The 13,956-nt window shown below is 61.9% G+C and carries 6 protein-coding genes; 5 read left to right on the top strand and 1 reads right to left on the bottom strand.

The window, feature by feature from the left end; all coding sequences use genetic code 11:
* Nucleotide 1: 1 nt before the first annotated feature.
* The 3 genes from J3P92_RS07825 to J3P92_RS07815 all read left to right on the top strand — a co-directional run bounded on the left by J3P92_RS07825 (nucleotide 2) and on the right by J3P92_RS07815 (nucleotide 3,302).
* Nucleotides 2-397, top strand: a complete 396-nt coding sequence (locus J3P92_RS07825; protein WP_434562943.1) for a YbaN family protein — start codon at nucleotides 2-4, stop codon at nucleotides 395-397.
* A 239-nt stretch (nucleotides 398-636) separates the two neighbouring features.
* Nucleotides 637-990, top strand: a complete 354-nt coding sequence (locus tag J3P92_RS07820; protein WP_434650284.1) for a hypothetical protein — start codon at nucleotides 637-639, stop codon at nucleotides 988-990.
* 266 nt (nucleotides 991-1,256) lie between these two features.
* Complete coding sequence (locus tag J3P92_RS07815) at nucleotides 1,257-3,302, top strand: hypothetical protein (protein WP_434650282.1); 2,046 nt, start codon at nucleotides 1,257-1,259, stop codon at nucleotides 3,300-3,302.
* A gap of 105 nt (nucleotides 3,303-3,407) precedes the next feature.
* Here J3P92_RS07815 and J3P92_RS07810 read toward each other — a convergent pair whose 3' ends face one another.
* Nucleotides 3,408-9,773, bottom strand: coding sequence for a retention module-containing protein (locus J3P92_RS07810; RefSeq protein ID WP_434650280.1), 6,366 nt, complete (start codon nucleotides 9,771-9,773; stop codon nucleotides 3,408-3,410).
* A 449-nt stretch (nucleotides 9,774-10,222) separates the two neighbouring features.
* Here J3P92_RS07810 and J3P92_RS07805 point away from each other — a divergent pair, with 449 nt between their 5' ends.
* Complete coding sequence (locus J3P92_RS07805) at nucleotides 10,223-11,581, top strand: TolC family outer membrane protein (protein WP_420767423.1); 1,359 nt, start codon at nucleotides 10,223-10,225, stop codon at nucleotides 11,579-11,581.
* Nucleotides 11,582-11,600: 19 nt separating this feature from the next.
* Nucleotides 11,601-13,760, top strand: a complete 2,160-nt coding sequence (locus J3P92_RS07800) for a type I secretion system permease/ATPase (protein WP_434610212.1) — start codon at nucleotides 11,601-11,603, stop codon at nucleotides 13,758-13,760.
* Nucleotides 13,761-13,956 lie beyond the last annotated feature (196 nt).

The following is a 13,956-nucleotide window of genomic DNA, read 5'->3' as shown; positions in this document are numbered from 1 at the left end:
GGTGCGCGCCCCTATCGGCAAGCGCCCGCTGATCCTGCGTTACGCTCTGCTGGCCGTCGGCTGGCTGAGCGTGGTGCTGGGGGTCATCGGCATCTTCATTCCCGTTCTCCCCACCACCCCCTTCCTCCTCCTGGCCGCTGCCTGTTTCGCTCGCAGTTCGCCGCGCTTCTACCAATGGCTGGTGGAACATCCCCGCCTCGGCCCGTGGATCGGCGACTACCTCAGCGGCAACGGCATCCCGCTCAAGGGCAAGGTCTACGCCATCGGCTTGATGTGGGTAAGCATCCTGCTCTCGTGCTACCTGGTGCCATTGCCGTGGGCGCGGGTCTTCATGCTGACCAGCGCGGTGCTGGTGACGGTTTACATACTCCGGCAAAAAACGCTGCGCCGGCCCTGATGCAGAAGGTCGCGTAGCGTCGCAAAGGTCCTGCACCTTTCGTCGCGAATCGCTGCCGACCTGTCAACCTTGACAGTAGCCAGCGCGCCACGGTCGAGGCTCAATGTCATCATTTCGTCATGCTTCAACCATAGCGTCGCCCCAAGGAGCGTGGTCATGACATTTCCTTCCCACTCGGTTCCTACGCCAATCAAGTATCGCCTCGCGCCCGCCATGCAGCCAAACGGCTGCCCCCTACCGTGCGTGCCACGTTGCCCTGCCCCAGGTTGGAAGAGGCCTCCCCGCCGGATGTGTTCGACCCTGGCAAAGAGTTCGAAGTCGTTCACGTGCTGATCGAATATCCGCAAATGGCTCGCAACGACATTCTTAGGTGCTATTGGCTTGGGGAAGATTCGTTGGGGTGTACCAGCAGCAAATTGACCGTCTCCGACGTCTTCGAAGGCCGTCCGGTGCGGTTCGCGGTGGGGACAGAATTTGTCATGCCGAACATGGGCCGACGTGTCAGGGTGAGCTATACCTTGTGGCGCGCAGGCACGCGGGAATATGAATACTCATCGGTGCTCAACTTGTTGGTGCGTGAACTCATAGCATGACCCGTTCCAGCAGAGCCCTCCCGTGGCTGAATAGACCACACCCGACATTTCGCCGGGTGTTGTCTATTCGGCTCAGCTTAAACCGTGTCCAGCTTCAAACTTCGCCCACCAAGCCTGCGAAAAACGTCACCCCTCCCAGCGCCCAACCGCTCATCCAAAACCTGCCCATACCTGTCGACTCTGACAGTAGCCGGCGCTGTCGGCTGGGAGTTTGATAGCCCATACGTCAATGGGCATTCGCCCGTTCTGCTCTTGGGAAAATCGCCATGGATATCCGATCCCCTGCCTTAAACCAGCTGTTTGAACTATATCCTGTGGTCATTCCAGGTTGGATAAGTCCGGTGAAACCAGCAGGCATCGCAAATGGCGGAGTGCCCAAGAAGCTTTACGAGTCATCGTCCGACGGACTGCTATGCGTGGTTGACCCATGGGCCGAACTCATCGGTCGTTCCTGGACAATGGCCGCGTTTGATCGAGTCGATTTATACGTCAATGACGGGCCGACCCCCGTTGATGGCCATACCGTTCTGCCAGGGCAGGAGCAAGAACGCATCCCATTGCATGTCACTCCTGGGAGATTGAATGAAGGGGTGAACAAACTGCACTATAAAGTCACCCGCGTTGGGAACAACGAAGAGCTCTCTCGACCGCTGAACGTTCTCTATCACCTGCAATCGCCGGGTGACCCATCACTCAGCGCGGATCTAGTCATTCCACTTGACGTTATTAGCGACGGCGTCAGCTTCGATAAGGCGGAGCAAGGGGTGGAGTTCGGATTCACTTATACCAACCGCCGAAACTACGACCATATCGATTTTTTTGTGGGCAACGTGACCGTCCCATTCGACGTGGCGGATGTTCCCCAGCCGGTTGCGCATACGTTGTTCACCGACACGTTCAGGCAGGCGGGGGACAACCCCGCCACGCCGCTGCGATTCACCGTCACCGACCAATTGGGCAATGCCAACGAGTCGAAGACCAGGCGCCTGGATATTCATCTTGAAGTTGCGTTGATCACCCCTACCCTCGACAGCGTAAAAGACCCCGCCGGCCAGGACATTCCCGACGAAGGCAGCACCACCAGCACCGCCTTGACGCTCTCGGGGCAGGCAAGCAAAGGAAAGCAAATCGAGGTATACGACGGTAGTGGGTCCAGCGCCGTTTCCAAGGGGACTGCAACCGCAGATGCAGCAACCGGCCTTTGGACCTTGGCCATCACCGTCCCCGCAGGAAGACGTCGTCTTTATGCCAAATCCCTTTACCACCCCATAAATGTGTACTCGAATGTACGCCACCTTACGGTGGCTGTGGCCCTGACGATCGATACCAGCCCGGTAAGATTCACCCAACCGGTGCACGTGACTACCGCATCCGAAGCGCATCCGTTCAGGCCGGATTTCTCGGACGTGCAGCGGCAAGCCTCCAATGGGAGTCCTCCGTACAGCTACACCTCCAGCAATCCCAGTGTCGCTTCGGTGAACGCCGCTGATGGCCGAGTCTTTATCGCACGCGCAGGGACCACCGATATCCGCGTCACCGACAGCACCGGAGCCAGCCTTGCCTACACCGTGACCATCAACCAGGCTTGGGTGTGGGTTTTTTCCACGCACCGTATTAGCGGTGATAACGCAGAAAGGTGGCGGCGAAGTGTTTCCGGGGCGATAGCCCCTTCGCCGGGCACTCAGTTCACAGCCCTCGACGCCCGTTATGTGTTCCCCGCTGATTGGCGTTCCGCGGTTTATTACGGTGCCGTCGCCGGGCCAGATCGTTACTATCGATTAACTTGGTACGGTACCTGGGACACGACTAACCAGCTCCCACTCTATCGAGGCGTCGGCTACATCATATCGACGGCCAGTTCTCGAACCGTTGGCGCTTATCAATACATCGCGCTGACCTGGCTGAACAAAGAAGCCCTGCCGAACAGCAAGACACTGGCCCGGCAGTTGGCGACCTCCGGCCAAGTCTTCGACGGCATCGGCCAGTTGGTCGATGAGGCAACGTTGCAAGTGCGTCAGCCCGGCGCCATCGGCGACGATCAAGGCGATTCTCAGATCCCTATTCCTGATGGACATCACCAGGTCGAGGGGGCTACCGCCACACTCGTGACCTGGCGCGAGGGTTCGGTCTATCAATGGAAAGTAATCCTGCAGCAGACGGATGCCGAAACAGTATTTGGCGAGGATCCCGCTCCGGAAGACGACACCCTGACCGTAGCCTCTAATCCCAACGCCATTCTCGCCACCTGGCTCGATGCGTCGGGGACGTATCGGTACCAGGTCATCCTCCAGGACAGCGTGGTGGACGCTTGACCGGCAGGAAACGCTGAACGAGGCCTGACAGGGTTCGTCATGCTTGAGTCCAAAGCGCCAGGCAGCACCCGGCGCTTCGCCGGGTGCTGCCCACTTCGTTTCAGCTCAAACCGTGTCCACCTTCAACGAATGATCATTGAGCATTCCGTTGATGATCGTCGCCGTATCAGCCCCGCCAATCATTCCACCCGATCCCGGCGTCACCCCGTAATGGCTGGCAAGATCGATGCCGGCCAGATCGATGGTCTGGTTCGGCGTGGCGCCCGCGGTGCTGCTGACGTCGATGCTGGTCACGACCGATGCGCCGGTTCCGGTAACGGTTAAGTGCAGGTAGTCGTCCAGGGACGCCGCGCTGCCGTTTTCGCCCAGTAGCAGTTGGGACAGGTCGAGTTTGTCCAGGCCCGGGGTGAAGTCGGTGATGACGTCGTGGCCGCTGTTGCCAGCCTGCCATTGAAAGGTGTCCGCACCGCTGCCGCCGCTGAGGATGTTATTGCCCAGGCCGCCAATCAAAATGTCGTCGCCGCCCCCGCCGTTGAGCACGTCATGGCCAAGGCCGCCATCGATGCGATTGCCCGAGCCGTCACCCGTGAGGGTGTCGTTGAAATTCGAGCCAACGAGGTTTTCGATGCCGGCCAGGGTGTCGGTCCCGGCCCCGAGGGTGTTTTGCGCGGCCAGCAGGCCGAGGTTCACGGTGACGCCTGCCGTGGCATGGGCATAGCTGGCGGTATCGTTGCCGGTGCCGCCGTCGAGCAGGTCGTTGCCGACGCCGCTGTAGAGCACATCATCCCCTGCCCCACCGTGCATGGCGTTATTGCCAGTGCCCGCGCTGAGAACATCATCGCCACCGCCGGCGTTCAGCACGTTGTCGCCATTGCCGGCCAGCAGCACGTCGTCGCCCGCCGTCCCCGTCAGGGTGTGACCGGCTTGATAGCTGATGCCTACCCCGGCGCTATCGCTGCCACCGTGGTTGTCGCTGGCGGTGTAGGTGCCATGGAAATCCGGCGTGCTGTTTTGAGCGCCCGCGTAGTTGACCGTCAGGGTCAGCTGGTAGTTTTCCGAGCCATTGCCATTGCCAGGATTGGGAATGTTGGTCACATGGATCTGGTAGTTGCCAGTCGCCGCCGCCGTGAACGAGGCACCGTCGCTGATCGCGATGAAGGGCCCGCCATTCAAGGAGTACTCCATGGCGATGCGGCCCGCGGCCAGGTTGTGATCCAGTTTGAGGGTTTCGCCCTGCTTCAGGCTGATGTTGAGCCGGTCTTCATCGTTGGCGTTGCTGTTCGACACCGCCCCCAGCGCGCCACTGACCACCAGCACCGCTGTCATGCTCGCGGCATTGGCGACGAAGGCGCTGCGGTTCAGGTTGATCGACTGGACGTTGTTGCCGGCGAAGCTTGCGGTGCCGGTACTGCCGGTGAAGTCCGCGCCCTTGGCAACCCAGCCTGTGTTGAAACTGGTCGGCGACGCGGTAAGCGGGTCGCCATTGGCGTCGCTGTCGTTGCCCAGCAACAGCTCACCGGGGACTACGATATTGCCCGACAGCACGTTGGTTATGACGTTGTCATCGATCGCCACCGGCGGGCTGTTGGGTTGGACCTTGATGACCAGGTTGGAGCTGGCCAGGTCGCCATCGTTATCACTGAGGGTGTAGCCGATGTTCTCGGTGATCAACGTACCGGTGGTGGTCTGGGAGGTGTAGCTGAACGCCCCGGTGTCGAGGTTCACCACCAGAGTGCCGTCGTGGCCGGTGGCGATGCTGACCGTGTTGGTCGCCGTATTGAAGACCCCATGATTGGTGCCACCGCTGGCAGTCAGTGCTCCCTGGCCACCGTTGGCGTCCGGGTTGTAGTTGTAGGTCGTGCCGTCCACCAGGAGGCTTTTGACAAATCCGCCGTCGGCGCCGAACGAACCGCCCTCCCCGAGCAGGCTGCCGGTGACCGGCACGCCCTGCACGGTGCCGGAAAGCACCGAGTTGAGCTGGTTCAGGTCGGTGACCACGACCGCGTTTGTGTCGGTGTGGGTGCTGCCGTCGTGGGCCAGCGGATCGAGATTGATGTTTCTCGCGCCGCTGCCCAGTCCGATGGCGTAGTTCTTGATGCCATTGGCATCGAGAAAGGCTTTCCACGCGACCTCGTCCGCCGAGCCGATTTCGCCCAAGGTCGGCTTGCCGTCTGAAAAGAAGTAGCCAACGTTTTGTGCGCCAGCCAGTTTGCCGGAGGTTGCGAACGCAGTCTGGGCCGTGGCCACTGCCGCGTCGTAATTGGTGTCACCGTGCGCTTTCAGCGCGGCGATCAGCGTTTTGGCGGTTGCAACGTCCACCCAGACGGCACTCTGGTCGGTGGCGCTGCCGCTGAAGGTCACCAGTTGGACTTTCACGTCGCCCATGTCGTCGTATTTGTCGAGCAAGGCGCTGACCGCCTGCTTGGCCAGGTCCATTCGCGAAAGCCCCGGGACACCGGAGGCATCTTTCATGCTGCCGGAGACGTCGAGCACGATCAGCAGGTTCGAGTCGATCTCGGTCGCCGTGACCGAACGCTCGGACGCGACAGCCTTGGGTACGTCATCGACGATGCTGACCACCAGGTTGCCGGTGGTGCTGTTGCCCAGGGCGTCAGTAGCCTGATAGGTGAAGTTCTCGGTCAATACGTTCGGGCCATTGTTGGCATTGGGCGACGTTGCCGCCGCAGACGTCAGCGTATAGGTGTAGGAACCATTGGGGTTGAGCGACAATTGGCCGTGGGCGCCGTTGGCATCACCCACCAGGGCGAACGTGACGGCTCCGGTTGCGCCAGTGACCGAGCCTACCAGGGAGCCAGTCGCGGTTTCGCTGGTGGAACCTGGCTCGCTGCCGGTCGTGGTGCCGGGCGCCAGGTCCTGGCCGTCCTGTTTCAGGTCCAGGGCCTTTTCGTAGACGGTGATGTCATGGTCGGTCTCGGCAACCAGGCAACTGTTGTGCACATCGATGGTGATGGTTGTGGTGCTTTCATCGCCGTCACCGTCGCGCACGGTGTAGGTGAACACATCAGTTGCACCTGGCGCGCCGACGGAGTCCGGATTGCTGTGATAGACCGCATTGCCGTTGGCATCCAGCGTCAGGTAGCCATAAGCGCCATTGATCTGCGTATTGAGGCCGCCGTTGGCGGGGCTTGAGGTGTCGTTGCCAGCGCGCACGCCAACCACCGTGCCACCGTCGGCACCAAGCACGTCGTTGTGCAAAACGTTGCCGCTGACCGTCCCGCCCTCCACCACCGCGGCGGTATCGCAATGCGCCTTGGGCACATCGTCGACAATATTGATGACGATGGTGCTGGTGACGGTGTTGCCGAGTGAATCCGTGGCCTGATAGGTAAAGCTTTCACTCAGTTCATTCGGGCCATCGTTGGCGGCGGGCGTTGTCGTGGCGGGCGACGTCAGGGTGTAGGTGTAGGAACCGTCCGGGTTGAGCAATAGTTGACCGTGGGCGCCGGTGGCATTGCCGACCAGGGCGAACGTGACGGCGCCAACGGCACCGGTCACCGAGTCCAGCAGGCTGCCGCTGGCGGTTTCGCTGGTGGCGTTCGGCAGGCTACCGGTGACGGTGCCGGGGGCCAGGTCCTGGCCGTCCTGGTTCAGGTCGAGCGCGCTTTCACGCACGCTGACTTCATCATCCGGTGCGGCGACGAGGCAGCTGTTATGCACGTCGATGGTGATGGTGGTGGTGCTTTCGTCACCGTCGGCGTCGCGCACGGTGTAGGTGAACACGTCGGTGGCACCCGGTGCGCTGACGGCATTCGGATTGCTGTGGTACACAGCGTTGCCATTGGCGTCCAGGGTCAGGTAACCATAGCTGCCGTTGATCTGGGTATTGAGGCCGCCAACGGCCGAGGTCGAGGTATCGCTGCCAGCGCGAACGCCGATCACCGCGCCGCTTGCCGCAGGCCCATCGGCACCGCCCTCATCGTTGTTGAGAACGTTGCCGCTGACCGTCCCGCCCTCATCCACCGAGGCGGAGTCGGCATGAGCGGTAGGCAAGTCATCGACAATGTTCACGTCCAGGTTGCCGGTGGCCGTGGTCCCGTTATCGTCCGTGACCACCACGGTAAATTGCTCGCCAAGGCTGTTGGCGCCGCTGGCGTTGGGATGGGCTTCGTTGTCGAGCAAGGTGTAGCTGTAGCTGACCACGCCCGTAGCGGCGTTGAAGCCGGTCACGGTCAGGGTATTGCCCAGCGCCGTGGTGATCGATTGTGGAAAACCGGCGGCCACGCCACCGCTGACCACGGTGATGCCGCCGACGCTCAGGCTCTGCACGCCGTCCAGCGCGGTCACGGTGAAGGTGCCGTTTTGCGTCAGCGCCGACGTGTCCGGGCTGCTGCCGTCGTCGAGGTTGTTTTCCTGGACCGTGAGCTCGCCGCCATCGGTATCCAGGCCGGTGATGATCACCGGGTCGTCGTTGTTGTGGACTTGCAGCACCAGGTTCGCGGTGCTGGTGTCGCCATCGGCGTCGGTCAGGGTGTAGGTGAAGGTTTCCGTGCCGCTGCCGCCACCACTCAGGCCTTTGAAATCGGTATCGGACGCATTGAGCGTGTAGGTGTAGGACCCATCGGCGTTCAGGACGAGGGTGCCATAGGTGCCGGTGAACGTTCCGGGCGTGATCGGATCGGACGCCACCTGATCGGCGCCTTGGGTGTCGTTGGGCAGCACGCTGCCGGTGAGGGTCAGGTTGCTTTCCGACGCGGTGCCGGTGTTGCTGTCGTCCACGGCGTTGGGCACGTCATCGATGATATTCACGTCCAGGTTGCCGGTGGCCGTGGTCCCGTTATCGTCCGTGACCACCACGGTAAATTGCTCGCCAAGGCTGTTGGCGCCGCTGGCGTTGGGATGGGCTTCGTTGTCGAGCAAGGTGTAGCTATAGCTGACCACGCCCGTGGCGGCGTTGAAGCCGGTCACGGTCAGGGTATTGCCCAGCGCCGTGGTGATCGATTGTGGAAAACCGGCGGCCACGCCACCGCTGACCACGGTGATGCCGCCGACGCTCAGGCTCTGCACGCCGTCCAGCGCGGTCACGGTGAAGGTGCCGTTTTGCGTCAGCGCCGACGTGTCCGGGCTGCTGCCGTCGTCGAGGTTGTTTTCCTGGACCGTGAGCTCGCCGCCATCGGTATCCAGGCCGGTGATGATCACCGGGTCGTCGTTGTTGTGGACTTGCAGCACCAGGTTCGCGGTGCTGGTGTCGCCATCGGCGTCGGTCAGGGTGTAGGTGAAGGTTTCCGTGCCGCTGCCGCCGCCGTGTAACGCGACAAACTGCGGATCGCTGGTGTTCAGCGTGTAGGTGTAGGTGCCATTGGGATTGAGAACCAAAGTACCGTAGGTGCCGGTAAATGTGCCGCCAATGATCGGCCCGCTGTCAGGGCCGGTGGGAATGCGGTCCGCACCTTGGTGATCGTTGGGTAAAACGTTGCCGGTCAGGCTCACGAGGGTTTCCGACGCGGTACTGGCGTGGCTGTCGTCGATCGCCTGGGGCACGTCGTCGGTGATGTTGACGTCCAGGCTCCCGTTCGCGGTATCACCGTCGGTGTCGATTGCCACCACCGGGAATTGCTCGCTGATGGTGTTGGCACCACCGCCCGCCGGATGCGCTTCGTTGTCGGTCAAGGTGTAGCTGTAGGTGACGACGCCAGTGGCGGGGTCGTATCCGGTAATCGTCAGCGTGTTGCCCAGGGCCGAAGTGATGGACTGCGGGAAACTTGCGGGCACGCCACCGGTGATGACGCTGATGCCGCCGATGCTCAAGCTGCTCAGGCCGTCGGGAGCCGAGATGGTAAAGGTGCCATTTTGCACCAATGCACCAGCATTACTGGCGGTGCCGTCGGCGAGGTTGGCCTCGTTGGCGGTCAATTCGCCACCGTCCACGGTCAGGCCATCGAGGGTGACGGGGTTGTCTGGGGTTTCAGGAATGACCGGCGCAACGGCTGCGTCGTCGCCATCCGGGTCAGCCGCCACCTCCAGCAGCGGAAATTCGGGTATGCCATTGAAGCCTGCGGTGGGGAAGCCGATCAGTGGATCGACCTGTCCACCGACTTCTTCCAGCAACACAAAACTGTGCCCGCCGCCCACTGCGCCGGGGTTGCCGCCCTCGGCCCCGGCGGCCGTGGCCTCGCCAGTCTGGGTCGGGTCGGCGCCGGCCGCGATGGCTTGCTGCAGCTTCTGCACATCGGTCAGTTGGGCCTCGCTGGGCGTCGGCGTTTGCGGCGTGTCCACCCGCGGCGCCTGCTGATCGGCGAGCAATTGTGGGGTCAAGGTCAAGTCGCTGCCGCGACCCAGGGTCAGCTCATGGCCGTTCTGCAACTGCACCGCGACAGCGCCTTCGGCCCCGGTGACCAGGTGCTCGCCGGCATACAGCCGGTCACCTTCGACCAGAGGACGCCGCAGCCCGCCGACGTCCTGTGCGAAAACCTGCCCTACCACCTTGCTGACGGTACCGATGAGCGCTGCCATGTGCATTCCCTCCGCTGCCAACCACAGTCGGCACCTGTCTGGGTGAAGATCGGTGCTGGGTAGCCGCCAGAATTTGGAAAATCTGCCAGCTTTCGAGACCGTACGAGGGACAGTCAAATTGCCATAACGACAAAAAAACGTCACTCAAAACTGTCTCACTTTTGAACCCTTCAGCACCTCTTCACATCGTTTCAAAAATTATGTGGAACTTTTTATTGACGCCTACAAACCGACGCAACCCTTATTCGGCGAGGCTTTCGCTTTGAACAATGTGCTGGATTTTTCCAAGCTCATAAGTTTTTTTTGGAATAACTGTTATGAGAAATTCTTCTTAGGTTTTTCCTAGGATGTTCTTAGCTGTGTTGTTACAAGGTTGAAACGGTTTTGATCTTTTAAACGTCAATATTCTGGCGACAACGAAGTACAACAGACCTCAGGAGAAGCACCCCATGCGCGTTCTTACCCCCCTCTGCAGCGCGGTTCTACTGGCCATGGCCTGCTCCTCTCAGGTTCAGGCGATGTCCCTGACCGAGGCGATCCAGAGCACCATCGCGACTCACCCGGAACTGGCGCAACGGGTAGACAGCCGTCTGTCGGCCAACGAGGACGTCAAGGTCGCCAGAGGAGGCTTCTTTCCGTCGGTGGATTTGAACGCCGGTTATGGCCGTGGCTACAGCGACAACACCAATACCCGGGCACTGGGCAACCATCACACCAACATCCTGACCTACACCCAGTCGGAACTGCGCCTGCGGCAGATGATCTTCGACGGTTTTAATACCGCCAATGAAGTGGAACGTACCCAGGGCGTGGTCAATTCCCGGGCCTATTACGCCCAGGGCACCGCGCAGGATCTGGCGCTGCGGACCATCGAGGTCTACCTGGAAGTGCTCAAGCGTCGCGAACTGGTGACCTTGGCCAAGAACAACCTGCAAGCGCACCTGCGCGTCAATGACCAGATCGGCCTGCGCACCGAGCGCGGCGTGGGCAGTACCGCCGACTCCGATCAGTCCAATGCACGTCGGGCCCTGGCGGAAAACAACTACGACACCGCCCAGGTCGACCTGGCGGACGCGGAAGCAAATTTCTACAGCGTGGTCGGGCGCATGCCCGATGAGCTGGAAACCCCACCGTCCACCAAAGGCGAGATCCCCGTGGACCTGCGCGAAGCCCAGCAAAGCATGGTGGATAACAACCCGTACCTGAAATCGGCCCAGGCCGACATCCAGTCCGCCGAAAGCCAATACGAGGTGGCGAAATCACCGTTTTATCCGCGCTTCGACGCCGAAGCAGCCGTGGGCGCCAACAACAACCTGGGTGGCGAGGAAGGCCACGACAACAACTGGCGGCTGGGCGTGGTGATGAACTACAACCTGTTCCGCGGCGGCAGCGACAAGGCGCGGCTGGCGTCCAACGCCCACCAGATCAACCAGGCGATGGACATCCGCAACAACGCACTGCGCCAGCTCAACGAAGACACCCGCCTGGCCTGGAACGCAATGCTCAACGCCCGCAAACAGACCCCGACCGCCCGGGAATACGCCGACACCACTTCTCGTGTGCGCGCGGCTTATCAAGATCAGTTCGGCCTCGGCCAACGCACACTGCTTGACCTGCTCGACAGTGAAAACGAGCTGTATAACGCCAACCGCCGTTACACCGAGGTGCGCTACACCGAGGAATACTCGATGTACCGGGTGTTGGCGAACATGGGCCTGCTGCTGCAGAAACAACGGATCGTGCTGCCGGCCGATGCGGTCGCGCAGACCGAAGTCAAGAACCAGGCACGGCTGCCGGAACTGAAGTAATCCAGTGGGAGTGATCAGCATGACCCGCATGGAACCGGCAATTCCCGGCACCGACCCGCGCTTGAACTTCGATGATCCCTTGCTGGACGGCTTGTTGATCCTCTGCAAACTCCATGGCGCGACCGTCAGCCGCGCCAGCCTCAGCGCCGGGCTTCCTATGGCGCACCAACGTCTGAGCCTGGACCTGCTGCCTCGCGCAGCGGCCCGGGCCAGTTTGCAGGCGCGGCTGTTGCGCCGCGAGCTGGGGGATATATCGGCGCTGAATTTGCCAGTGATGCTGATCCTCGCCGGGGGCCGCTGCGCGATATTGCGGCGCTGGGGCGAGGACGGTCGCGCGCTGATCCTGCCCAGCGAGGCCGATGGCGGTGAACAATGGGTCAGCCGCGAGGAACTGACCACCGATTACAGCGGCCAGGCGCTCTTCGCCCGGCCGCGCCATGAGCTTGAAGACCTGCGCGCGCCCCTGGTGCCACGGGTCGAAGCGTGGTTTCGCGACACCTTGAAACTGTCCCGCTGGCTGTACAGCGACGCAATCCTGGCCAGTTTCCTGATCAATCTGCTGGGCTTGATGGTGCCACTGTTCGTCATGCAGACCTACGACCGCGTGGTGCCGAACCAGGCCACCTCCACGTTGTGGGTGCTGGCCGTCGGGCTGTTGATCGGCACCGGTTTCGAGCTCGTGTTGCGGGTGGTGCGTGCTCATCTGCTGGACACCGCCGGCAAGAAAACCGACGTGATTCTTTCCGCCACCCTGTTCGAGCGCATCACCGGCATGGCCATGAAAGCCAAGCCGGTGACCATCGGCGGATTCGCCCAAAGCATCCATGACTTCCAAGGGCTGCGGGAGTTTCTTACCGCCGTGACCCTTACCAGCCTGATCGACCTACCCTTCGCCCTGCTGATGCTGGTGGTGATTGGGCTGCTGGGCGGTTGGCTGGTGGTGATTCCGGTGGTGGCGTTTCCCATCACCGTGGTATTCGCGATGATCATCCAGGCGCGCCTGCGCGACACCGTGCAAAAAAGCCTGGCCCTGGGCGCCCAGCGCCAAGCCCTGCTGATCGAAACCCTCGGCGGCCTGGAAACCCTCAAGGCCTGCAGCGCCGAAAGCGAACGCCAGCATCAGTGGGAAAGCACCCACGGCGCCCTCACCCGCCTCGACAGCCATGCGCGCAATCTTTCGGCTCTGGCGACCAACGGCACGTTGTTCCTGCAACAACTGGCGGGCATGGCGACCATCGTCGCCGGGGTCTACAGCATCATCGCTGGCAACCTCAGCGTCGGCGCACTGGTGGCGACTTACATGCTCGGCAGCCGCGTGCTGGCCCCGCTCGGGCAGATCGCCGGGTTGATCACCCGCTACCAGCAAGCGCAGCTCACCATGCGCAGCACCGATGCCCTGATGGCCTTGCCCCAGGAGCGCGACGCCAAGCAGCGCCCGCTGGACCGAACCCAATTGCAAGGTGCCCTGGACATCAGCGGCATCACCTTCCATTACAACGGCCAGGACGCTCCGGCGCTGGCCGATGTCAGCTTCAGCCTCAAGCCCGGCGAACGGGTCGGGATCATCGGCCGCAGCGGCTCGGGCAAAAGCACCCTGGCGCGGCTGGTGATGGGGTTTTATGCGCCGGAGCAAGGCCAGTTGCTGTTGGACGGCCTGGACTTGCGGCAACTGGACGTTGCCGACTTGCGTCAGCAGATCGGCTATGTCGCCCATGACTTGCCGCTGCTGGCCGGCAGCCTGCGGGACAACCTCACCCTCGGCGCGCGCTACATCAGCGACGGGCGCATGCTGGAAGTGGCGGAACTGACCGGCGTTACCGAATTGGCCCGTCAACATCCCCAAGGCTTCGACCGCCCGGTGGGCGAACGCGGGCAACTGCTGTCCGGCGGCCAACGCCAGGCCGTGCTACTGGCCCGGGCTTTGTTGCTCGATCCGCCGATCCTGCTGCTGGACGAACCCACCAGCGCCATGGACAACAGCAGCGAAGACACTCTGCGCCAGAAGCTTCATACCCATGTGCAAGGCAAGACCGTGCTGCTGGTCACCCACCGTACCTCGATGTTGAGCCTGGTTGACCGGTTGGTGGTGCTGGATAACGGGCGGATCGTGGCGGACGGACCGAAGGACGCGGTGATCGATGCGCTGCGCAAGGGACGGGTGGGCTCTGCTGCGGTGTAGAAGCCAACACATAATCTGTTTGGTCCGGGGACAGGGTTAACACTGTGGCGAGGGAGCTTGCTCCCGCTGGGCTGTGAAGCAGCCCCAGGACCATTCACCTCGGTGTATCTGACAGACCGCATCGACTGGTTTTGCGATGGCTGCGCCATCGAGCGGGAGCAAGCTCCCTCGCCACAAGAAGCAGCATCCAGCTCTA

This window comes from Pseudomonas sp. D3-27 (assembly GCF_051132165.1).
In the GTDB taxonomy this organism is placed as follows: Bacteria; Pseudomonadota; Gammaproteobacteria; order Pseudomonadales; family Pseudomonadaceae; genus Aquipseudomonas.
The sequence above is the reverse complement of the archived record's forward strand: the minus strand, read 5'-3'. Positions and strand labels throughout refer to the sequence as shown.